The 23,264-nt window shown below is 52.9% G+C and carries 19 protein-coding genes; 1 reads left to right on the top strand and 18 read right to left on the bottom strand.

The window, feature by feature from the left end:
- Positions 1-40: 40 nt before the first annotated feature.
- From T320_RS04320 to T320_RS04245, 16 genes are all read right to left on the bottom strand, one after another.
- Positions 41-1,690, bottom strand: a complete 1,650-nt coding sequence (locus T320_RS04320; protein ID WP_037353318.1) for an ABC transporter permease — start codon at positions 1,688-1,690, stop codon at positions 41-43.
- On the bottom strand, positions 1,683-2,807 hold the full coding sequence (locus tag T320_RS04315) for an ABC transporter ATP-binding protein (RefSeq protein ID WP_026759409.1): 1,125 nt from the start codon (positions 2,805-2,807) through the stop codon (positions 1,683-1,685). The genes T320_RS04320 and T320_RS04315 overlap by 8 nt, the downstream gene beginning before the upstream one ends.
- Before the next feature lie 143 nt (positions 2,808-2,950).
- Positions 2,951-5,053, bottom strand: coding sequence for a cytochrome c biogenesis protein CcsA (gene ccsA / locus T320_RS04310; protein ID WP_037353316.1), 2,103 nt, complete (start codon positions 5,051-5,053; stop codon positions 2,951-2,953).
- Between the two features lie 13 nt (positions 5,054-5,066).
- The gene (locus T320_RS04305) at positions 5,067-5,438 is read right to left on the bottom strand and encodes a cytochrome c maturation protein CcmE domain-containing protein (RefSeq protein ID WP_037353313.1); all 372 of its coding nucleotides are present in this window, start codon (positions 5,436-5,438) and stop codon (positions 5,067-5,069) included.
- On the bottom strand, positions 5,435-6,067 hold the full coding sequence (gene ccsA, locus T320_RS04300; protein WP_037353310.1) for a cytochrome c biogenesis protein CcsA: 633 nt from the start codon (positions 6,065-6,067) through the stop codon (positions 5,435-5,437). Before ccsA (T320_RS04300) ends, T320_RS04305 begins: the two co-directional genes overlap by 4 nt.
- Positions 6,068-6,082: 15 nt before the next feature.
- A complete protein-coding gene (locus tag T320_RS04295) occupies positions 6,083-6,754 on the bottom strand; it encodes a heme exporter protein CcmB (RefSeq protein ID WP_037353309.1) in 672 nt (223 codons plus the stop codon).
- Positions 6,726-7,355, bottom strand: coding sequence for an ABC transporter ATP-binding protein (locus T320_RS04290; RefSeq protein WP_037353307.1), 630 nt, complete (start codon positions 7,353-7,355; stop codon positions 6,726-6,728). Before T320_RS04290 ends, T320_RS04295 begins: the two co-directional genes overlap by 29 nt.
- Before the next feature lie 3 nt (positions 7,356-7,358).
- Entirely contained in the window at positions 7,359-8,039 is a 681-nt protein-coding gene (locus T320_RS04285; RefSeq protein WP_037353305.1) for a Crp/Fnr family transcriptional regulator, read from the bottom strand.
- A 219-nt stretch (positions 8,040-8,258) separates the two neighbouring features.
- Complete coding sequence (locus T320_RS04280; RefSeq protein WP_037353303.1) at positions 8,259-9,584, bottom strand: ammonia-forming cytochrome c nitrite reductase subunit c552; 1,326 nt, start codon at positions 9,582-9,584, stop codon at positions 8,259-8,261.
- Entirely contained in the window at positions 9,577-10,065 is a 489-nt protein-coding gene (locus T320_RS04275) for a cytochrome c3 family protein (RefSeq protein WP_037353300.1), read from the bottom strand. Before T320_RS04275 ends, T320_RS04280 begins: the two co-directional genes overlap by 8 nt.
- Positions 10,066-10,228: 163 nt before the next feature.
- Complete coding sequence (gene ilvN / locus T320_RS04270; RefSeq protein ID WP_026759418.1) at positions 10,229-10,729, bottom strand: acetolactate synthase small subunit; 501 nt, start codon at positions 10,727-10,729, stop codon at positions 10,229-10,231.
- Positions 10,729-12,420: a biosynthetic-type acetolactate synthase large subunit gene (gene ilvB / locus T320_RS04265; protein ID WP_037353297.1), complete on the bottom strand. Its 1,692-nt coding sequence runs from the start codon at positions 12,418-12,420 to the stop codon at positions 10,729-10,731. The genes ilvN and ilvB overlap by 1 nt, the downstream gene beginning before the upstream one ends.
- A gap of 197 nt (positions 12,421-12,617) precedes the next feature.
- Positions 12,618-14,324, bottom strand: coding sequence for a methyl-accepting chemotaxis protein (locus T320_RS04260; protein WP_037353293.1), 1,707 nt, complete (start codon positions 14,322-14,324; stop codon positions 12,618-12,620).
- An 18-nt stretch (positions 14,325-14,342) separates the two neighbouring features.
- On the bottom strand, positions 14,343-15,269 hold the full coding sequence (locus T320_RS04255; protein WP_037353290.1) for a sugar ABC transporter substrate-binding protein: 927 nt from the start codon (positions 15,267-15,269) through the stop codon (positions 14,343-14,345).
- Positions 15,270-15,299: 30 nt separating this feature from the next.
- Complete coding sequence (locus tag T320_RS04250) at positions 15,300-16,628, bottom strand: hemolysin family protein (protein WP_037353288.1); 1,329 nt, start codon at positions 16,626-16,628, stop codon at positions 15,300-15,302.
- A 49-nt stretch (positions 16,629-16,677) separates the two neighbouring features.
- On the bottom strand, positions 16,678-17,919 hold the full coding sequence (locus tag T320_RS04245) for a DEAD/DEAH box helicase (RefSeq protein WP_037353286.1): 1,242 nt from the start codon (positions 17,917-17,919) through the stop codon (positions 16,678-16,680).
- A gap of 650 nt (positions 17,920-18,569) precedes the next feature.
- Between T320_RS04245 and T320_RS04240 the strand changes: the two genes are divergently transcribed.
- Positions 18,570-20,171, top strand: a complete 1,602-nt coding sequence (locus T320_RS04240) for a DUF4127 family protein (RefSeq protein ID WP_051608586.1) — start codon at positions 18,570-18,572, stop codon at positions 20,169-20,171.
- A 146-nt stretch (positions 20,172-20,317) separates the two neighbouring features.
- On the opposite strand, the gene T320_RS04235 is transcribed toward T320_RS04240, so the two are convergent.
- Positions 20,318-20,542, bottom strand: a complete 225-nt coding sequence (locus T320_RS04235; protein WP_037353284.1) for a hypothetical protein — start codon at positions 20,540-20,542, stop codon at positions 20,318-20,320.
- A gap of 206 nt (positions 20,543-20,748) precedes the next feature.
- The gene (locus tag T320_RS04230) at positions 20,749-23,256 is read right to left on the bottom strand and encodes a DNA topoisomerase III (protein WP_037353282.1); all 2,508 of its coding nucleotides are present in this window, start codon (positions 23,254-23,256) and stop codon (positions 20,749-20,751) included.
- Positions 23,257-23,264 lie beyond the last annotated feature (8 nt).

Genomic DNA, 23,264 nt, shown 5'->3' with positions numbered 1-23,264 from the left:
CCTTAAAATAAAGTTATAGCGCTATAACGCCATAGGCGTTTTATAACGTAACATCGCGGCGTCCGGATACCTTGAAGAAGATAACCATAGCCGTGATGGTCGTTAACGTAAGAATCGTAGACAGGGCCGCCGCCGTGCCGTAGCTGGCACGGATAACCTCGGTATAAATGGCTACCGACATGGTTTTCGTGGCACCTGTGAACAGGATTACCGAAGAACTCAGTTCATTGATGGCCGTAATCCAGGAGATAATCGCCCCGCTCATGACGCCGGGCAGCATCATCACCGCCGTGACCTTAAAGAAGGTCTTGAGAGGCGATGCCCCCAAGCTGATGGAAGCCTCCTCCAGACTGGGACTCAACTGATAGAGAATCGCAGAGCTGGAACGCAGTGTATAAGGCAAACGGCGGATAACCAGCGAAATGATGATGATAATCGCCGTGCCAGACAAAAGCATGGGCTCATCGTTAAAGGCCAGGAGCAGGGTAATACCCAGTACAGAACCCGGAATGATATACGGGAACATGGTCAAGGTATCAATGACATCCGTAAGCCAGCTCTTTTTGCGGGTGGTCAGATACGCCACCGTCATGCCCAGGAACACAATCATGACCATAGCCGCCGTACTGTAGAGGTACGTATTGGTAATGGCCGTGCCCAGGGATTCAAAAATCGTGCGATAGCTGTCTAAGGAATAACCATCCACAAAGATGGAACCATTGGTCTTGAGGAACGAAGTATAGATAACCACGAGCTGCGGAATCATCGAGAGCGCCACGAGCACATAAATGCACAGATGCATGATGATATTCTTGAGGCCCGTCATTTCCCCCACCGGCAGCGGCCGCAGAGAACTCATGGTAAAGGACTTTTTATTGACCACATATTTCTGCAACATAAAGATGGTCGAGGTAATCAGCACCATAATCGCCGCCATGGCCGCCGCGAAGTTGGCCTGGTCGCCGACTTCGTTGATGAACTCCGAGTAAATCATGACCGGCATAACGTTAAAGCCTTCGCCAATCAGCATTGGCGTACCAAAGTCCGCCATGGCATTCATAAACACCATCAGCGCACCGGCGAGAATCGTCGGCGTAATCAGCGGCAGCATAATCGTGACCACCTTCTTGATGCCGCTGCAGCCCAGACTTTCCGCCGCCTCAATGAGTGCCGAGTCGATATTTTTCATGGCCCCGGCCACATAGAGATAGATAAAGGGATAGAGCTTCAAGGTCAATACGAGCAAAATCCCCGCAAAGCCGTAGATGGACGGGAAGTCAATCCCCATGCCTGCCAGCCACTGCGTCAAAATGCCGCTGCGGCCGCCAATCAGAATCCACGAATACGCGCCGATAAACGGCGGGGACAGCAGGGAAATGATGATGCAGATTTCCACGATATTCTTACCCCGGACTTTGAACAGCGTCATAAAGTAGGCCAGAGCCGTACCGATAATCACGGCCAGCACCGTCACGCAGGTCGTGACGCTGAAGCTATTAATCATGGACTGGTAATAATATTTTCGGTCAAAGAAGTGGGTGAAGTTCTCCATCGTGAACTCCCCGGTCATGGCATCCTGGAAGGCGCTGGCAAACAGGGAGAACAGCGGATACATCAGGAATAAGCCAAAGACCACAATGGAGAGCAGGGTTATCCACGCCCAGAAGTCCCATTGGAATTTCTTATTCATTTTCCACCACACCTTCCATCAGGCTCTTGGAGCCGTCTGCCCGGAACACGTTGATTTTCGCGGCGTTGGGTTTGAGATAAACCGTGTCACCGATTTCCAAAACGCGCTCTGCGTGTCCCAAATCCTGACTGAATTCAATGGCGGGCTGGTCAGGCACCAGCATATCCTCGGGGAACTCAAGCCCATAGGTGATGTACTTGCCCAAGAAAACCTTGGTCTTGATGGTGCATTTCACGCCCTGGCCTTCGCCGCAGATGGAAAATTCTTCGGGCCGTACCGCGATGGTTACATCATCGCCGATTTTTCCCTCTTCGCTGAGGGTATTCATGGGCAGGACAAAACCATCCGCAAAGACCACGGCCTTGCTGCCGCCACTTTCCTCAATGCGGCCCTTGAAGAGATTGGAGTGACCGATAAAGGTTGCCACGAACACATTGTAAGGACGGGTGTAAATCGTATGCGGCGAAGCCGTCTGCTGAATCACGCCCTTTTTCATAACCGCAATTCTATCGGAGATGGCCAACGCTTCTTCCTGGTCGTGGGTAACGTAAACGGTCGTGATACCCACCTGCTTCTGCACCTCACGGATAGCCGAGCGCATCTCCACACGCAGCTTGGCATCGAGGTTCGACAGCGGTTCATCCATCAAGAGCACACTCGGATGAATGACGATGGCACGCGCCAGCGCCACACGCTGCTGCTGACCGCCAGACAGTCTCTCTGGCAGCCTGTCCTGATACTCCGTAATCTGCACCACATCGAGAATCTTATCGACTTTGGCCTTCATCTCGTCCTTCGGCATATTGCGGAGTTTCAGACCATATTCGACATTTTCCCGCACCGTCAGATGAGGAAAAATCGCATAACTCTGGAACACCATGCCGATATTGCGCTTGTGCGCCGGAATGTCGTTAATCACCTGGTCATTGAAGCGAATCTGCCCGCCCTCAATGCTGTTAAACCCGGCAATCATGCGCAGGAGCGTCGTCTTGCCACAGCCTGACGGCCCCAAAAGCGTGAAGAACTCTCCGTTTTTTATGTTCTGGGAAAGCTGCGGGATAATCGTCAAATCCCCATACCGCTTAACCACCTTATCCGCCGTAATGGCAACACTCATTGCCCTCTCCTCCATTCGCACTGTCTATTATTCACTAGCTTATATTTATTTTAACCGCAACATAAATAACAAACAATCCAGAATAAAGGATAAATGTCCGAAAAAATGAACCACTCCGTAAACGAAATGGTTCATGAAAAGTCCTATTTTTGTTTTGCCGCCCACATGGTTCCCACGCAGACCAGCACGGCTCCTAGCCACAAGAGCCAAATACAGGGCTTTACACTGATGCTCGTCGTCACCGGCTGGCTGAGTTCTGCCGTAAGGGCAGGCATACTCTCCAGACGAATCTGTCTGCCGCTTTGGGTAATCCCCGTCAAACGCAAACGCCTTTGGCCGTTAAAGACCTCAACCGGCTTTGATGTGCCGCCATCTTTGGTCGCAACCAGCTGCAGCTCTGCTTCTTCAATCGTATTGCCGTCCGTCACGCCGACCTTGGCCGTCACCAGCATGGTGCCATCGGCCTGCTGTTCCATCGCCGCTTCTTCAAAGCGGTACGCCAGCACATCATCCATGCCCATATGGCCCTGCTTCAGAATCATTTCCATGCGTTCCTTGTCCTTGGGCGGCGTGGGCGCAAGGTAAACATCACCGCCCAGCCCCTTGGCGATAGCCGGTTCCCGGGCCGCATCTTCACCATTGGCATGAAGTTTGGTCAGGGCGCGGACTTCCTGCCCGTCCACCTGATACACATAATATTTTTCCTTATTGCCATCTGCAAATTCCTGTCCCTGATAGCGGATTTCGTGGCCAAAAACCGTGTAACTTTCGCCCACCTGCAGTTCCTGACTATGCGACTGACTGCCCGAGCCGGCCAGCACAAAAGCCAGACAGGCAAGCCCCAAGCCAATATGTGCCACAGCTCCGCCTGTCCGCAGACCCGACTTGCGCCAGGCAAGAACAGCCGCACCTACCGCCAGCAGAGAAGCTGCGGCCAGCAGGCCAGGCAAGACCTGCCGCACGCCGGCAAGATAAGCCGTCCCTGCACCGAGCAGGCCCAAAATAAGCAGCGGCATGCTGGAGGCCAGAACTTTTCCCTGACCATAGCCGCGCAAAAGCGCACAGCTGATGACCAAAAGCATGGCAATCGCCAGAGGCATGGTCGTCCGCACATAAAAATCCGTATCCACAGCCGCAGGCTTTCCCATCAATTGCGTGAGAAGCGGCATGGACATGCCCAAAAAGACAATCGCGCTGACAAAGACCATCAGTAAAGCGCCCAAGAGCAGGAGAAACTCCCGGCTGTCATAGGAAGGATAATATTCTCCCTTGGGCAGGCTGCCCGCCTTAGCCATAAGCAGCAACAGCCCCGCCAGCAGCACAATGGCATTGACCACCGCAATGCTCATGCCAATGCTGTCTCCGGCAAAGGAGTGCACGGAAAAATCGCCTAATATGCCGCTGCGGGTCAGGAAGGTGCCATAAATGACTAGCCCATAGGCAAAGATACCGGCCAAATGCACCATCGTAATAACAGCCGGACGAATCTGCGCGGCCTTCAACACATGCAGATAGATGCCCGCCACGAGCCAGGGCACCAACGAGGAATTTTCCACGGGGTCCCAGCCCCAGAAGCCGCCCCAGCCTAAAACCTTATAAGCCCAATAGCCGCCGATAAAAATGCCTGCGCCCAAAAAGCTCCAGGCGATAAGGGCCCAACGCCGCGCCGCTGGCAGCCACTCTTTGGCCTGCTGCCCCGTGATAAGAGCTGTCGCCCCATAGACAAAGGGCACTGCCAGCAGGGCATAACCGACAAAGATGATGGGCGGATGAACCGCCATCCACGGGTCCTGCAAAAGCGGATTGAGGCCAATGCCATTTTCCACCACATTCGGATTGGGCACAAAGGGACTTTTCGCCATGACCAGCACCGTAAGGAGTGCCTGCAAAGCCATATACACGGCCAGCCCAGCCGCAGGCAAAGCATGCTTCCTAAGCAGATAAAGACCTGCCATCGCATGAATCAGCAGCCAAAGCAGAAACGAGCCCTGCTGGCCTGCCCAAAAGGCGGAAATCTTATACACCAAAGGCAGTTCTATCGCCGAATAATTGGCCACATAGGCAATATCAAACCGATTACTCAGAATCAAGATAAGCAGATAAATGCTGGCCACGGCCGCAAAGGCAGAAGATAAGCCCATCAGGATGCGCCCGCGTCTTTGCCCTGCCTCACTCCCCCCGGCAAAGCAGAGCACTGCGCCGAGCGATAATAACAGGGTTAACGCTAACGAAATAACACCAACCAATCTCCATGCCCCCTTACTTTTGCTTCTGCTGTTCGTATTTGGACGGACATTTGATTAGCAGCTTTTGCGACTCAAACGCCGAGTCCTGATACTTGCCGATGGCTACAATATGATGGGCTTCGTCAAATTGGTCAGGCTTCGTCCCATGATAATGCACCAGCATGGTTTCGCCCGTCTCCTCATCCTGCAGGGTAAAGACGAACAAATCCCCCTCCATATGCGGAGCCGGCGCATTTTTCGCGAGCAGCCCCTTTACCTGCACGCTGCCCGTGCTCTTTTGTGCTTCGGCAATGCCCACATAGGGCGTGACCGCATCCATAAAGCTCCAGCCGGCATACCCCACAAAGGCCAATAGCAATACAGCCAATACAATTTTGCGATTCATACCTTTTCCCCCTCTGCCAAAAGCCTTTTCGTCTGCCACTTATACAGTCCGTAAAAGATTCCCGTCACATCCACCAGCGCCGCCATGAGTACAGCCAGCATCACCGTATCCATAGCCAGCCCGGAACCATTAATGACCGGCGACGGATGCAGGGAAAAATAAAGCCGCGGAATGATGAACACCAAAAACGGCACCGTCAAAAAGGAAAACAGCGCATAGACCGCCGCCGCCTTCGCCCGCTTGCGCCCTGCAGGCATCGCGCCCCGCAGGGTAAGATAGGCCCCATAAATCAGCAGCAGGACAAAAATCGTCGTCTGCCGCGGGTCCCAGTTCCAATACGCGCCCCAGGTAAGCTTGGAGAAAACTGCGCCGCTCACCGTGGCCAAAATCACAAAGAAAAAGCCCAGCTGTGCCGCCGCGGCACTTTTCGCATCAGCCAGCATTTCTCCTTTTTGCAAAAAACGCCCGCCTTCAAAGGCGCTGATAAAAAAGGCCAATACCGCGACCCAGGCCACGGGAATATGAAAAAAGGCCAGCCGCACATAGTAGCCCAAACCTTCTGCCGGCGGCACCACAAAAAACACCAGCCCCAAAACCAACAGGGTCAGCAGGCCGAGTATCGCCCTCATAAAAACTCCCCCAAACTAATCCTCATACCAAAGATAATCAAAGAGCACCGACGCCCCCATAAGCAAAACGCCATCGTAAAGCGCCATCCCGACAAGATAACTTAGAGGTGCTGAACCGCCGCCCAGCGCACCGGCCGTCAGAAAGATGGCCGGCAAAAACACCGGCAGGATGACCGGCAGCATCAGGATGGAAAACAGGCCGCTTTTGACCTGTGCCCCGCAGGTAAGTGCCGCAATAAGTGTGCCCGCCGCAGATATACCGAGCGTGCCTAGCAGCAGCGTTCCCAAGAATACGCCGCCCAGCACCACCTCAGCGCCCGTCAGCAATAAAAACAAGGGCGCAATAAAAACCGTCAGGCACAACAAGAGAAAGCCCGTATAGAGCAGCTTGCCCCATAGCACCATCTGTGCCGCCCCATACAGTTTCAGCGTGGGCAACGTCCCCGCCATATCCTCATCGGCAAAGCTTCGGTCTGCTCCGGCCATGGAAGCAAAAAACAAAATAATCCAGAGAAGCGCCGCCGCCAGGTTCGGCTCTAACGGCGCGCCCTGCAGCGCCATGCTAACGCAGGCCAGCGTGGTCAGCGCAAACATCAGCATCGCCCACCAGGCGGCCTTAAAGCGCAGGCCTAAGGTAAATTCCTTGACAAAGACCAGTTTAATCCCCGGCCAAAGCGATGATTTCATCTGCCAGCGCCTCCTCTCCGGGGTCATTCGTAGCGAGTGCTACCAGTATATTTTGCTGGGCGGCCGCCCGCACCTCGCGGGCCACCATCGCCCGACCGGCTTCATCAAGATTAGCCCCCGGTTCATCGAGCAGCCAAATATCAGCCTGCACGGCCAGCAGCACCGCCATTTTCAGCCGCTGCCGCATCCCCGTGGAAAACTCCCCCGTATAGGCCGTATTCGCAGCCTTAAAGGATAGTTCAACCCGCTCCAAAAGCTGCCGATAAGCCGCATCCGCAAGCGAAATCCCCCGCAGCCCCAGAAAAAAATCCATATTTTCCCGCGCGGTCAGGCGGTCATAAAAACGCAATTCCGGCGTTACCATAGCCAGATGCTCACGCAGCGCCGCCTGTTTCAATACGCCATCATCAGCACATACCGTAACCGTTCCCTTGGTCGGCAACAACAGATGCCCAGCGAGTTTCAAAAAGGTGGATTTGCCGCTGCCATTGCAGCCGGTAACGGCTGTAATCCGGCCGCTATGCAGTTTAGCGCTCAACGGGCCAAATATCTGCCGTCCATGAAAGGACTGACTGACCTCGCTAAATTCTATTGTCATCATAACTTAGTCCATCGCCGCAATCTTTACGGCATCCAATTCCATCCAATCCTCACCTGTGTGCAGGAGCCCTTCCGTCTGCATGCTGCTGATTTCACGGGTCAGCGCACTGCGGTTGCATTCCAGCTCCTTGGCCAGCTGCACCCGTCCCGGCACATGCACACGGGCTTTGCCCTGACGCTGCTCTTTATAGAGCAGATAGAGAATCAGCCGTTCCCGCAGTGTCTTTTGCGAGAGAATCTTGATTTTCTGCATCATCAGCACGTTTTTGCGGCAAAAGGCTTCCAAAAGGTTCTTCATGACCAGACCATGCGTGCGCCCCAGCTTCGGCCCTGCTGTCAGCAAAGACTGATAAGGAATCCAAAGCACCAGCACATCTGTCAATGCTTCAATGGCCATATCGTACGGAATCTGCGGCATAATGGCCGAAGTGCTGCCGAGCATCGCCCCCCGCTCCAGATTATGGCTGACATTTTCATTGCCGAAACGGTCTTCTGCCAATACCTGAGCCTCACCTTCCACAATGACACCGATATTGTGGTTTTCCTCATAAGCCTCCAAAATCCGTGCGCCCCGGCTGACCCGCTTTATCTTAGCACCAGTAGCCGCAATGAATTGCTCCACCTCTGCTGCCGGCACCCCCTGAAACAGCGGCAGCTCATGCAAATCAAGATGATAAACCTGCATCGCCTTCACTCCTAAGTACACATTTTTTCTTCATTATAGCAATAATAACGCGATCATCATGTTGCTTTGGCAACTGTATATAGTAATTATTCTATCAGGCGTAATAAACTCCTGCATTGGAGTATCCTACAAGAAATGAATCGCTGTTTTGTAAGGATATTTTCATAACAAAACCGCCCCTTAACGAGGCGGTTCTGTTCATTCGTCAGCATTATGTTTTTACAAGCTGCCTTTTACCAAAGCATTGGCATCCTGAATTACCTGATGTGCCAAATCAATGGCTTCACCGCTGATGCGCATGCACTTGTCCGGATTATGGAAGCCGTTGCCGTTTTCGGCGGCTACCCAGTCCCAATACCACTGTGCTTCACGCAGTTTCAGCCGTACAGGTGCCAGTTGTTCATCGGTAGCACCGGCATCCATGGCGGCCTTTACGGCCAGATGCGCTTTGGCTACCGTCTGTCCGGCAATGCGCTGCAGTTTGAAATTATTGTCATGGATGGTCTTCACCCGGGCAATCAGTGTTTCCTTGCTCTCATCATGGCACTTGAGGCAGGATGCTTCGATTGTCTTAAGCGGGCTGGTCATCCAATGGGAGGTGTATTTCTGACCGTTTTCCCGCATATAGGGCATATGGCAGTCCACACAGGTCACACCGGCATCGGCATGAACACTGGTCGTCCAGATTTCAAAATCCGGATGCTGCGCCTTGAGCATCGGCGTCTTGGAATCGGGATGGAGCCAATCCTGTTTGAAGGCGCCCAACTGTTCACTCTGCGTCTGATAGAACTTGAACTGTTCTTCCGGTTCCCAACCGGCAATGAACGGATGACGCACCCGGCCATCCTCTGCCATAAAGTAATATTCGTTATGGCACTGGCCGCAGACATAGCCCCGCATTTCATTATGGGAAGCCTTGCTGATATCGATGCCCTTCAGCGCCATGGATTCAACAAATCCCTGCTGGTAAACGCGCAGTTCCATGGTATCCGGGTCATGACAGGTAGAACAGCCCATATACAGGTCTGTGCCTTCCACGGTATCCTTGTTGGTATAAGGCGGCGTTGCCTCAGCAAACGGCAGGCTGGCAAAATCCCAACCGCTTTCCTTATACCATTTGTCGTACATCCAGGAACCCTTGCAGACAATGCAGTTGCCCTTCTGCGGCGGGATGCGCTGAGAATTTATCTGGTCAACGCCTGCCCATGTGTGTCCACGGGCCACATCGTACTGTACCGAGAACTTATAGCCTTTGAAATTCTCCTTGATTTCCGGCTGCATTTCGATATAGGATTTTCCCGGGTCGCTGCCGCCGTAACCGGTGGGGCTTTCCCCGCCCTGATTGTTTTTCATATAGGAATTATATTCCAACGGATAAGCCTCTTTATAGGCTTCCTTGCCCAAATGGGCATAATTTTCATGGGATATCTTGGCCAGCTTGACGCTGTCATCATTAGGCGCTGCACCCAGACGCACCACCACGAAGCCGAAGAACAGCGCACAGACGGCCACAATCCCTGCTAGAATTTTTTGCAGCTTACTCAACTTTTATCCCCCCTTCGAGATGGTTGCTTCCATGAGCTATGCGGCTGTGACATTTCAGACAGTCCGCGCCGGTATCCTTGTCCACACCTACGGCCATATGCACGCCACTCATGGTCTTTTCATGGCAGCGCAGGCAGTTGCCATTCACGGTCTTTTCCCCGCCCGCAGACAAATCAATCCGCGCCGGATAATCTCTAAGCACCGCATGATAGGTATCCACCATGCCCGTACGGCCCTTCTCAATCATGTAGATGGCCATATTGTCATGGGGAAGATGACATTCCACACAATCCTGTTTGCTATGCGTTGACTTGGCAAAGGACGCTGCTTCGCCCTTCATCGCATGGCAGGAACCACAAAAGGCCACCGACCCGGAAAAAGACATCATGCCCGCTCCGATGGCACAAACCACCAAGCCAATCGCGAATCCGCCCGCCAGACAGCCCAGGGTATGTTTGGTAAAAAATGCTTTCCAATCCACTGCCGCTCCCCTCCTCTCAACTTTGGCCCCATTATATCATTATTCAGAATAATTTGAGGTTGCCACAGCAACTCCCCTAAAAAAAAATTTCAAAAAAAGGCTGAAAAAGCCCACTGCCTGCTTGCAGTTTGACTTTTTCAGCCTTAACATCCGCTATTTATTTTTACATCCGCTTAACCGGCACCGGCCCACGGGAAAGAGCGATGGCGCCCGTGCGGGCAATTTCGATAATCTCGTACTCCGACAGCACCTCGATAATGCCGTCAATCTTGCTCTGCTGACCCGTGAGTTCGATGACGACATTTTCCTGACTCACATCCACGATGCTGGCGCGGAAGATATTGACGATATCGATAAGCTCAGCACGGTTGCTCTTGTCCGCCCGGACTTTAATCATCACGAGCTCGCGCTCAATGGATTCGACCTCGCTGAGGTTGACGATTTTGATAACGTCAATGAGTTTGCCCAGCTGTGTAACCACCTGGTCGAGTTCATTTTTCGACTCCACCGACACCACGATATTGATGCGGGTCACATCCGGCTCCTCGGTGTAGCCAGCGGAAATACTTTCGATATTGAAGGCCCGGCGGCTGATAAGCCCCGATACATGGGTCAGAACACCAGGTTTATTGTCTACAAGAACCGCGAGTAAATATTTCTTCATCATTTGCTACCTCCCAGCACCATCTGGTCAAGCCGCTTGCCGCCCGGAACCATCGGCAGGACATCTTCCTCCTCGGGAATCAGCACATCGATAAGAGCAGGCCCTTCTTCGGCCATAATCTGCGGCAATACCGTGTCGAGTTCTTCCTTCTTGGTCAGCCGGTAGCCTTTTAGCCCCATGGCCTCTGCCAATTTCACAAAATCCGTCTTGCCCTTGAGTTCGGACTGGGAATAATGATGATTGTAGAACAGGCGCTGCCACTGCCCCACCATGCCCAAGATGCAGTTATGGACAATGACCACCTTCACATCGATATTGTTGTCCGCAATGGTGGCAAATTCCTGACAGTTCATCATAATACTGCCGTCACCGGTAAAGAGTACGACTTTGCTCTTGGGTGCACCTATCTTAGCACCCATAGCCGCAGGCAAACCGTACCCCATCGTGCCCTGACCGCCAGAGGTCAGGAAATGACGAGGCTTAAATACATCAAAGAACTGTGCCGCCCACATCTGATGCTGGCCCACATCCGTAACCGCAATGGTATCCTTATCGGAAAGCTCGCTGACTTTCCGAATGAGTGCCCCCGGTTTAATGACGTCCCCCTGTTCCACATAGCTGAAGGGATGTTCTTTGTGCATTTGCACCACTTCATCCTTCCAGCCCTTAAACTTCTCGGCAAACGGTTCGCCGACAGCCGCCAGCTGTTCATTGAAGCGGGGCAAAGTCCAGCGCAAATCACCAAGCACCTGCAAATCCGCCGTGACATTCTTATTGATTTCCGCCCGGTCGAGTTCAAAGTGAACGATTTTTGCCTTGGGTGCAAAGCCGTCCACTCTGCCGGTCACGCGGTCGCTGAAGCGCATGCCGATACACAGCAGCAGGTCGCATTTCTGAATGGCCATATTAGCAGCATAGCTGCCATGCATCCCCGCAAAGCCCAAAAAGCCCTCGGTATCAGCAGACACGGAGCCAAGCCCCAAAAGCGTTGAGGTCACCGGCACACCCAATTTCTGCGCCAGCTTCTGCACCTCGGCGGCGGTATCGGAACTGATGATACCACCGCCCGCAAAAATCAGCGGCCGTTCCGCCTTGCGCACCGCTTCCACCGCGGCCGCAATTTCCTCTTCATGGCCATCATAGACACCAGAATAGCCACGCAGTTTTACCGTTTCCGGATATTCATAGTCGATTTTGGCATCAAAAACATCCTTGGCCACATCAATGACCACCGGCCCCTTGCGTCCCGTGCGGGCGATAAAGAACGCCTCTTTCAGAACGTGCGGCAGTTCCTTGACATCCTTGACCAGATAGTTATGCTTGGTAATCGGCGTCGTAATGCCGAAAATATCGGCCTCCTGGAAAGAATCCTTGCCGATATAGGGATTGGCCACCTGCCCCGTGATGCAGACAAGCGGCACCGAATCCGTGCAGGCCGTGGCGATACCTGTAATGAGGTTCGTTGCCCCCGGCCCGGAAGTGGCAAAGACCACCCCGACTTTCCCGGTAGCCCGCGCGTAACCATCCGCCGCATGAATAGCCCCCTGCTCATGCCGGGTCAAAACATGCGGAAATTTCATCTTGTAAACCGCGTCATACAGTGTCAGCACCGCTCCCCCAGGATAGCCGAACACCACATCCACGCCTTCCTTTTTCAGGCTCTCCAATACCGCCTGAGCTCCATTCATCATCAAATCAAGCCCTCCCCACCGTCTGCGGAGCCATGACAAAACACAACCTCACAGTCTCTAAGTTTACATTCCAAGTTAAAGTCATAGGGTTATTATACACTATTTGTATACAATATTACAATACAAGAACACCATAAGTATTTATTCTATAAAAAAATACCGGCTAACTTATTCGTCAGCCGGTATTAAAATTCCTGCTATACCTTAAACTTCGCTACTTGTTTCTTGAGGTTTTCGGCGCCTTCCATGGAGGCGTTCATCATTTCGAGAATGTCGTTAGCCTTCTGGGCCACGTCAGTGACTTTTTCAGCCACGGTGGTATTGCCCACAGCCCCTTCATGGGTGGCCTTGGCGATTTCTTCCATGGACTGGTTCATGGTTTCCACGGCGCGGATGAGGTCCTGCGATGCCGTGTTGCTCTTCTTGGCAAATTCATTGACGTAATCGGCATCTTCCTGATAGCGAATAGCCGTTTCGTTGATGAGCTCGTAATCCTTGCCCACCTTTTCGTCCATGAACTTCAAGAGGTCAAAGGCACCATCGGAGAGGTTCTGCACCGAACCGGTCACCTTGCTGGTGAGTCCCTTAATCTTTTCGGCAGTGTCATGGGACTGTTCAGCCAGCTTTCTGACCTCGTCAGCAACTACAGCAAAGCCACGGCCTGCATCGCCGGCTCTGGCTGCTTCGATGGCGGCATTGAGGGCCAGCAGATTGGTCTGCTCGGCGATTTCCGTAATGTCCTGCGTGAGGTTATTGATGTTATCGACAACCTTAACGGACTCAATGGCTTCTTCGAGGGATTTCTTCGTGCCCTCATACATCTGTTCGGCTTCTTTGCTGGATTTTTCCATGGTGGCCTTGAGCGAGCCTGCCCGCTGGGCAATTTCCACGGTATAGCCCTCACTGTCAGCAGCGTCCTTAGCCGTAGCATGGATTTTTTCCCGCAGATGGTCGGAAAGATTCTGCATGCTCACGGTGGAGGCAGCGGTTTCTTCCATGCCAGCGGCCATTTCCTCGGTTACAGCCGACATATCCTGCGTGCTTTCATTGAGGTTGCCGACCAAAGCCTGAACATCCGTCACCATGTTGGCGCTGTTTTCCGCCTCGTCATGGACATTTTTCAGCACGGAACGCAGGGATTTCTGCATTTTGTCAAGGGCCTGCACCATCATGCCCACTTCATCCTGCCGATGGGCAAGTTCGGCAGGAATTTCCTGCGTGAGGTCACCGTCAGCCACAGCATTGAGCGCGCCAATGGAGGCAGCCAGCGGAGATGCGATATTCTGGGCAATCAGGAACGCAATGGCAATCCCCACCAGCAGGCCTGCCAGAATAATGCCCACGAAAATCTTAATGGTCAAATCGTAATTGGCATTGTTTTCCTCAAAGAGCACCTTGCCCTGCAATACATTATCCGGAGTCAGCACTGCCATATCCGTAGCGATAACGTCCGTGGTGGAGAGGTTCTCAAAGAGTTTTATCTTGTCCGCCTGGGTGGTGCCCAGCGATTCACAGGCCTTGACCTTGGATTCGGCCGTCACGATATTTTTTTCCAGGCTGGCAATGATTTCCTGCGCCCGGCTGCTTTTGTCGATTTCCTTGACCTTGGCGATATTGTCCTTGATGGCAGACAATCGTCCGCTGATATCCGCCAGCACAACCTTGCGGCTGTCCAGAGAGAAATCCTGCTGCAACAGATAGGCCACATCCACATCAATGCCCCGCAGATGGTTGTTGGCATCATTGAGGTACTGGGTGGTCATGAGGTTGTAGTTATACATATCGTCCAAGGACTGTTTGGACTTGTGATTGGAATAAATCCCCACTGCCGCCACCACGCAGGTGATAATCAGCATAATCGCCGACAGCAGCAATATCTTGGTTCTCACACTCAGGTTTTCCATGACGGTATCCCCCTCCCCTTATTTGCGGAACTGCGCTACATTTTCCTTGGTAACGGGGGTAAAGTTCACCGTGATGTTCTCCGTGGGAACATTCCCCTTCAGACAGGATTCGGTCAGCTGAAAGGCCCCAGCCGCCAAAGCTTCGGCATCCTGCTTGACCGATTGGCTCATTTCCCCGGCAGCGATAAGCTTCAGGGCATCATCCACGGCGTCAACACCGGATACCAGACAGCCATTTAAGCGGCCCGCATCTTTAAGCGCCTGCACCGCACCGATGGCCATGCCATCGTTGGCCGCAATAACCCCGTCAATCTGGGGGAACAGCTTCGTCCAAAGCGCTACGTTTTTGAGAGCATCCGCGGTACTCCAGTTGGCGGAGATGCTGGCCAGAAGCTGCACATCCGGACGCTTGTCCAAGCAGGCTTCTTTGAATCCCTGCCAGCGCAGAACGCTGCCCGCAAAACCTTTTTCGCCTTCGAGATAAACCACCTTGGCATTGGGCGGCAGGTTCTTGGCCATGTATTCGCCCTGCATAATCCCCGCCTGCTTCTCATCGGGCATGCAGGAAAGGAATTTGCCGCCGTTCAGGCCGCGGTTGGTGATGATGATGGGAATACCGGCCTCGTTGGCCTTCTCCACCATGGGCACCATCGCCGTGCCATCAACAGCCAGCAGCACAATAGCACTGGGCTTTGCCGCAATGGCCTCCTTCATCTGGTCAATCTGCATGTTCACGTCGCCCTTGGCATCCCGAAATTCCATCGGAATGCCGGCAGCTTTCGCCTTGTCCTCAAAGGACTTCTTAATCATGTCGGTAAAACCGTCCCCATCCTTATGGTTCAGGTAAAACACCGTGCCCGATGCACTTCCGCCGCCGCACCCCGTAAAGCACAACATGGTCACAGCAACCAACATCAGCCCTAGCAGTGTCCGAAATAGTTTCATCACACCCACTCCTCTTTCCCAGACATAAAATTAAACAATTTCCTCATGTTCCTCAGTGAGTTCATGAGCTAATTTTATTAAAACGCGGGTAATCCGCGCTCCGTCCACTTCTTCCACGTAGAAAAAATTTCCCTGAGCTGCTGCCATCTGACCGACCTTTGGCTCACTGCCAATCTGGTCATAAAGCCAGCCCCCTACGCTGTCCACATCTTCATCTTCAATGGTGATTTCCAAAATATCTTCGAGTTCTTCCAAGAGCATCTTGGCATCCACCGAATATACATTGTTGCCTCTGGCTTCCGCCGTGGGACGTTCCTCGTCAAACTCGTCCTGAATGTCGCCGACGATTTCCTCCATGATGTCCTCAATGGTCACCATGCCTGCCGTCCCACCATACTCGTCCACGACAATAGCCATCTGACTGTGGCTGCCCTGCATGGTCTTTAAGAGAACATTGACATCCATGCTCTCGGGCACCACCAGCGCCTTGCGCGCCAGTTTGCGGAAATTCGGCCGCCGCCCGCTGGCCATGGCCTTCATCAAATCCTTCACATGCAGGAAACCGATGATATGGTCTTTGTCCTCCTTGCAAATGGGATAACGGGTCATCTGCTCGGAGAGAATTACATCCATATTCGCCTGCCAGCTGTCCTCCAGATAAATAACCACCATATCCGTACGCGGCGTCATGATTTCCCGCACGTTGAGCTCCGTGAAGTCAAAGACATTGTCTACAAAATCTGCTTCGGTATCATCAATCAAGCCCTGCCTGTGGCTTTCCTCCATAAGCAAGCGGATTTCTTCTTCCGTATGGGCTGATTCACTTTCGCTGGCAGCCTTAAAGCCCATACGCGCCGTCACCCAGTTGGCCACATGATTGAGCAGCCAGACAAAGGGATACATAATGCGATGAAAAATCAGCATGGGCAGAGCGACCGACAGCATGATTTTTTCCACGTTCTGAATGGCCATAGTCTTCGGCGTAAGTTCACCCAGCACAATATGCCCCGCTGTGATGATGGAAAATGCCACCACTAAAGACAGGGTATGTCCCACCATATCATCCAGCCCCGCCATCTGCGTAAATGGCAGGATAAGCTGCGCTACGGCCGGTTCACCGACCCAGCCTAAGCCCAATGAGGCCAGCGTAATGCCCAGCTGGGTTACAGAAAGTGACGCATCCAGATGGTCGGTGAGCCTTTTGGCGTACACCGCCCGGCGGCTGCCCTCCGCAATCAAGGTTTCCAGCCGTGACGAACGGATTTTCACGCAGGCAAACTCTGCCGCCACAAAAAAGCCATTCATAAAGATTAAAAACGCGACCAGTACTAACTGCAATAGTATCGGTACAATGTCCAAAAGTTATTCCCTCCAAATGTTTTCGCTCACCTATGGTTATGTATTTGGTTTACTTCGCCGTTGCCTTCCGTTTTCCCTGCCGATTTGTATGTTTCTTATTTTTAGAGAAAGTTTTTTTCGGCAACGTGTTGTTATTGTTCTTCTTCACAGCCGCTTTTTTCTTGGCCGGTGCAGGCTTATCGCCGCCCTTCAACGGCTTGAACGCTATGCCCAGCTTCTTTTCGAGCTGCTCTAGCTTGTAGGCTTCCTTGTTGTCCGCCAGCGTGATAACCGTGCCCTTGGCTCCGGCACGGGCCGTACGGCCTGCACGGTGCTGATAAACTTCACTGCTTTCCGGCAGGTCGAGGTTGAATACATAGTCTACATCCGGAATATCGAGGCCGCGAGCCGCTAAATCCGTGGAGAGCAGGAGCTTAATGCGCCCTGCCTTAAAATCGGCAATGGCCTTCTGGCGGGCCTGCTTGTTATTATGTCCCAAGAGCGTGCCCACCATAAAACCTTCGTAGCGCAGCTGCGCCAAAATGCGCTCGGCATCAAAGACTTTGTTGATAAAGACCAGCCCGCGCTTGACTGCCAGACGGCGGGCCAAATGACGCACCGTTTCCACCTTGTTGCGGAACGGCGTCATGCGGTAGAGGTCTTCGCGCAGAGCCTGTACTGCAGGGTCTGCCTCCACCTTGATGACTTCCGGATGCTGCAGGAAATCTGCCCGCTCCAAGGCCTTTTTCGGTGCCGTTGCCGAAACCATCACCACCTGACGGTCTTCCGGCAGCAGGCGCACGACATCCGCGGTGTTTTCCATATTCTGGTCGTCAAAGAGGCGGTCGAACTCGTCGAGTACCAGCATTTTGACCTTATGCAGTTTGAGTTTATTCTTCTGCGCCAGTTCGATAATGCGGCCGGCAGAACCCACAATCAGCTGTGGTTTATCTTTCAGCTTATCCATTTGGCGGGCAATATTGGCCCCGCCGATAAGCCCCTGCACCTTGAGCCCCAGACCTGCGCCCTGCGCGAGGTCACGCGCCACATTTGTAATCTGCATGGCCAGCTCATAAGTCGGCGCTAAAATCACCGCCTGCACATCGCGGGAATCCGTGTCGATTTTCTGCAAAACCGGCAGCAGATAGGCCAGCGTTTTGCCTGTGCCCGTGGGGGCCTGAGCCACCAAATTGCCGCCGCCCAAAACTTTTGGAATAACAGCCTCCTGCACCTTCATAGGGGATTCAATATTCTGTTTCGTTAAAACAGCGGCTAACGCTTCGCTGATGCCGAGGTCTATAAAATTGCTCATTTTTTGATTACCTTTCTCTTGTTCGTAATAGTTGCTAATAAGTGCTGGGAGCGGGGGCACGATTGGGGAGCTGCACTAAATGTCTGGCATGATTAGTGCGTGAATCTAGTTACTCGCGCCGGTCACCACGGCGCATTTACATCGCATTGTCCAGTTTTTTTGACTTGCCAGCCAGCGGAGCAGTCGTTCCGCTCCCCAATCGTGTCCCCGCTCCTGCCGCTTTTGCGGCCGTTGCTATTCGCTTACTTTTTCATCGATTGCTATTGTGGGGAATGTGCTTTCCCACAATAAAACGCTTCAAACATATTCCTTAGATTATGAAAGCATTATACCATAAAAGACAGTCCTGCGCATAAAACTTCGCGCAGGAAAAAACGGGCAGTGGATTGGGGGAGGGGGCATGTTTTGCGGGTGGAACGACTGCTCCGCTGGCTGGCTCCACGAAAGGCCAACAAGCTAAGATGTCAGTGCGCCGTGGTAACCGGCGCAAGCACCTATAAGCCACGACTTTCCCATGCCAGACATTTAGTGGAACCCGCAAAATATGCCCCCTCCCCCAGCACCAACGCCTCAAAAGCAGGAATAATTACCTTTAACAACGAATAAAGATAAGGGTAATTTTATCTATGCAACAAAGGAGGTTCACTATCTTGAAAAAAATAATCACGTTATTTGCCATCGCCCTCTGCCTGACCCTGCTGCCCACCAATTTCAGCACCGCAGCAGCCACTCCTGCAGTTCAGGGCAAGAAAATAATCTTTATCCCTCTTGACAACCGTCCCATCACGGACAAGGAAACGCGGGAAGTTGCGGAGAAGGCCGGTTATAACATCGTCGTGCCGCCCGAAACCTTGCTCGGCAGTCGTGAGCAGCACGGCGACCCGGACGGCCTTTGGCATTGGCTGCAGGATAATGCACGCGGTGCAACAGCCGCGGTTGTTTCCACCGATGCCATGATTTACGGTAGTCTCGTCAGCTCCCGCAACCATGAACTGACACAGGAACAAATCACCGAACGGGTAAACCGCTTCCAAAAACTCCATCAGGATTTTCCCCGCCTGCCCGTCTACGGCTTTGGCACCATTTTGCGCACCCTCTTAACCGCGACCCATTCCGGCGCGGGCATGGAACCGGCAATTTATCAGCAGAACGCGGTAAAAATCCGCGACTACAGTGCGCTCCGCGATAAAACCGAAATGGGGCTGGCCTCCAAAAAAGAACAGCGCGCCATGCAGAAGCTGGAACAGGAAATCGCTCCGGCTGTCATGGAGGACTGGACGCACCGTCACAACCTCAACTACAATGCGAACAAAGCGCTGATGGACCTCACCAGACAGAACAACCTGTCCTTCCTGCTGCTCGGCGGTGATGACGGCGCTTTATACTCCCAGACCCATTACGAAATCCGCCACCTGCAGGAATATGGCCAGAATATCGGCAAGACGAAATTTCAGGTAACCTCCGGCGCCGATGAGCTCGCCATGGTCATGCTCTGCCGGGCCATTCTTGACGACAAGCGCGATATTCCCTTTGTCTACACCGCCTACAATATCGGCAAAGGCCGCGACACCATCCCTGCTTATTGCAACGAAAAAATCGGCATGGATATGGATAATACCATTATCGCCGCCGGCGGCCTGCAGGTTCCTGCACCGGAACGCGCTGAACTTATCATGGCCATCAACACCAATCCGGACGGCAAAACCGGCGAGGCCAACTCCCCCGCCAACACGACTAAGCCCCGCAAAGGCACCAAGCCTTTTGTAAATATGGTCAAGGATTTTGTCAGCAAAGGCTATCCCACAGCTGTAGCCGATATCGCCTATGGCAACGGTGCGGATAATGCCCTGATGAACGAGTTGCACAAAGCCGATTTGCAGTTCAAACTGCTGGCCTACGGTGGCTGGAACACCGCGACCAACACCACGGGCTTCCTGCTCGGCACAGGGATGCTTGCCAAATGGATGGACAGACAGTCGCAGGAAGAACTGATGCTGACCCGCTACTTAGAAGATTGGGGCTATCAGGCCAACGTGCGCCAGAGCCTTGCTAGTGCCGTTTGGAGCCAGCCCGGCTACAATCAGCAGACCGGCGACCTCAACGGTGCCCGCAGCTTTGCCGCCGCCAAAGGCACAGAGCTGCTCAAAGCATTTGCCCAGAATAATATCAAAATCCCCGCAGGACTTTCCCTGGAGAAATTCCATATTACACATCCTTGGAACCGCCTGTTTGAATGTGCGATTTTCTTCTGATTTCATTCGCAGGATACATAGCTGACTCGTCAAATGACGGGTCGGTTTTTTATTGGAGTGTTCCCCGCCCAGCAATGCGCCCTGCCTTCAGCAGGCAAAATAAAAAGAGCACATCGGATGCGATATGCTCTCTGTCTATTCTGTAATCAAGCGAGAATGTTGTTTTTGGGCTTACCCGGTTGTGTCCACTTTGGTTTAAAGAAATCGAAGAACTCCTTTATTTCCTTAACTCCATTTTTGACTTTGTTTTCCAATTTATCCATAAATTTCTTCATCCCTTTATCACATTCCTTGCTTGTAAAGAATGCACTACCTCCAGCTACCATGTCCAGTTCCATAACGTCCAGCTTATTCATGAATTTCTTATCCATTTTATTTTCCCCTCACATCTTTGTGTGTTGTTATCTTGCTTTCTGTTCTTTATATCCCCGAACGCCAAAAGTGTGTAGCGATGTGAAAAAAAATTTTGTAATGCAAATAAGCGCGGTGTCCGGTGATGTCTTTCCTTAGCTTGACAAACCTGTCTAAGCGAAGGAAAGATATTACCGAACACCGCGCGTCTTAGTATATCGATGTTCTACGAATCCAATAACGGCATGCCCTTATTATCATCGAAGGTCGCCGTACACCGCGGATAATTCGTGCATCCCCAGAATGCCCCGTTTTTCCCGCGAATCAGCCGCAAATGCCCTTCCCGGCATTTCGGACACAAATATTTATCATCCGCCGCCTTGCTTTCCTTGGCGGCTTTTTCCATGGGACTTGCCGAATACTTTGGCTTATCGCCCCAGTTCTGCCACTGGCGTGATGCCGGACGGCTGGCCTCATAGCTTGCCATATCGGCCGCCATCTGTGCTTCGTAATCGGCCGCAGCAAACAGGGAATTCAAATCCGCCATATCCTGCGCACTGGGGCCGGCGCCGGTCTGGGCATAAGCCATTGTGGGAGCCGGTCGCGGCGTGGGCGCAGTACGAGTGCGCACCGCTCCGCCGCTTTGCCGCGCCAGCTGACTGGCCGATATTGCCGCAGGGGCAGTATTGCGGAAACTGCGTGCCATTCTTGCCTTGGCATCTTCAAAATCCGGCTTGCCGTCCTTATCGTTGCAGGTCATACGGCATTTAGGATAGTTGGAACAGCCCCAGAACAGGCCGTTCTTCCCCTTGCGCTGGGTCAGTACGCCGCTATGGCAGCGCGGACAGACATTTTCGCCCGTGACTTCCATCTGCGCATTGCCTGCCTTGCCGCAGAGTTTTTTCGTGAATTCAATCTGCCCCTGCAAAAATTCTTCCAACGTGCCGTCCCCTTCGGACATGGAATGGAGCTTATCCTCCCAAATCGCCGTGGAGTCAGGATAGGTCATTTCATCAGGCAGGGCATCGACCAGAAGATAGGCCGCAGGCGTGGGCACGAGATACTTCTTCTTGCCCTGTTTCTGCATGAATTTACGCTTGACCAAATCCTCGATAATGGTCGCACGCGTAGCTTCGGTGCCGATACCGTAGACGTCCTTTAACTGCTTTTTGGCTTCGGGATTCTTCACGTACTTGTGGATTTCCTTCATGCCCGCGAGCAGCGTGGATTCCGTAAAGCGTACCGGCGGTTTGGTGGCGCGCTGGGTAATATCGCCCTTTTCATAGGTGACATTATCCTTTTTCTTCATCACAGGCAGGGTTCCGTCACTCTCGTCCGATTCATTGTCGCTGTCGTTATCCTCGTCGGCAGATTTTTTCTTTGCCGCCTGATACATAATTTTCCAGCCCAAATCCCGCTCTGTACGCCCGCTGGCCGTGAACAGTTCATCCTTATAGGTAACCTCGACCTTGGTCTGGTCATAGAGGTGTACCGGATAGAACTGCGCCATATAGCCGCGGGCAATCAAAAAGTAAAGATTGCGCTCCTCGGTGGTCATGGTCTGCATATTGGCCTTGACCATAGTCGGAATGATAGCATGGTGCGCCGAAATCTTCTTGTCATTCCAGGCTCGGCTTTTGCATTTCGTATCAACGCCATTTGTCCAGCCTGCCAGCCGTTCATCTCCGGCCTGCGCCAGATTGGTGATGATTTTCGTGGCATCGCCAAACTGATTGGTGGGCAGATATTCACAGTCAGAACGCGGATAGGTGGTGAGCTTTTTTTCGTAAAGCTTCTGCGCCGTATCGAGCACCACCTGCGGGGCATAGCCAAACATCTTGCCCGCCAGCACCTGCAAAGAGGACAGGGAAAACGGCAAGGGCTGCGGCTCCTGCTTTTTCGTCTTTTGGTAAGCCGAGATTACACCTTCGCGCGGCTCCTGCTGAAATTCTGCCAGTTTTGCTTCGGCGATAGACTTGTCAATCAGGCGGTTTTCGCTGTCCAGCCCCGCCATGGTATCCTTGGGCTTCCACTGCGCGGCAAAGCGGCCATTCTCGTGGGAAAACTCGGCCTTAATCGTATAGTAATCGACGGGCTTGAAGTTCTCTATCTCTCGCTCCCGGCGCACGACAAGCGACAGGGTCGGCGTCTTGACCCGGCCAACGGGCAGCACCAACTTATCATGGCCCGCCCGCCGTGCCGCCAGCGTATAAGCCCGCGAAAGATTCATGCCGATAAGCCAGTCCGCCCGCGCCCGCGCCAGTGCCGACTGCTTGAGATTGAAGAACTCACTGTTCTCCCGCAGGTTGGCATTGGCTTTCTTGATACTCGCCTCATCCAAGGCATTCAAGAGAATCCGTTTGACCGGCTTTTTATTGCCCAGATAGTCGAGCACCTCATCCACCAGCAGCTGCCCCTCACGGTCAGGGTCCCCGCCATGGACGATTTCATCACAGCGCTCAATGAGCCCCTTGACGATGGCAAACTGCTTTTCGCAGGATTTATCGACAAAGAGCTTCCACTGCTGCGGGATAATCGGCAGGTCTTCAGCCCGCCATCTTTTATACTTCGGGTCGTATTCGTCAGGCTCCGCCTGGCGCAGGATATGACCAAAGAGCCAGGTCACGACCCCTTCCCCGGTTTCCAGATAGCCGTCACCACGGCGCACAGGCCCCTTTAGGCATTTGGCGATCTCCCGCCCCATGCTGGGCTTTTCCGCAATATATAAACGCAATTTTTCTT

It is taken from the genome of Selenomonas sp. FC4001 (genome assembly GCF_000701565.1).
Lineage (GTDB): Bacteria > Bacillota > Negativicutes > Selenomonadales > Selenomonadaceae > Selenomonas_A > Selenomonas_A ruminantium_B.
Note: the sequence above shows the minus strand (reverse complement) of the source record. Positions and strands in the feature narration are given on the sequence as shown.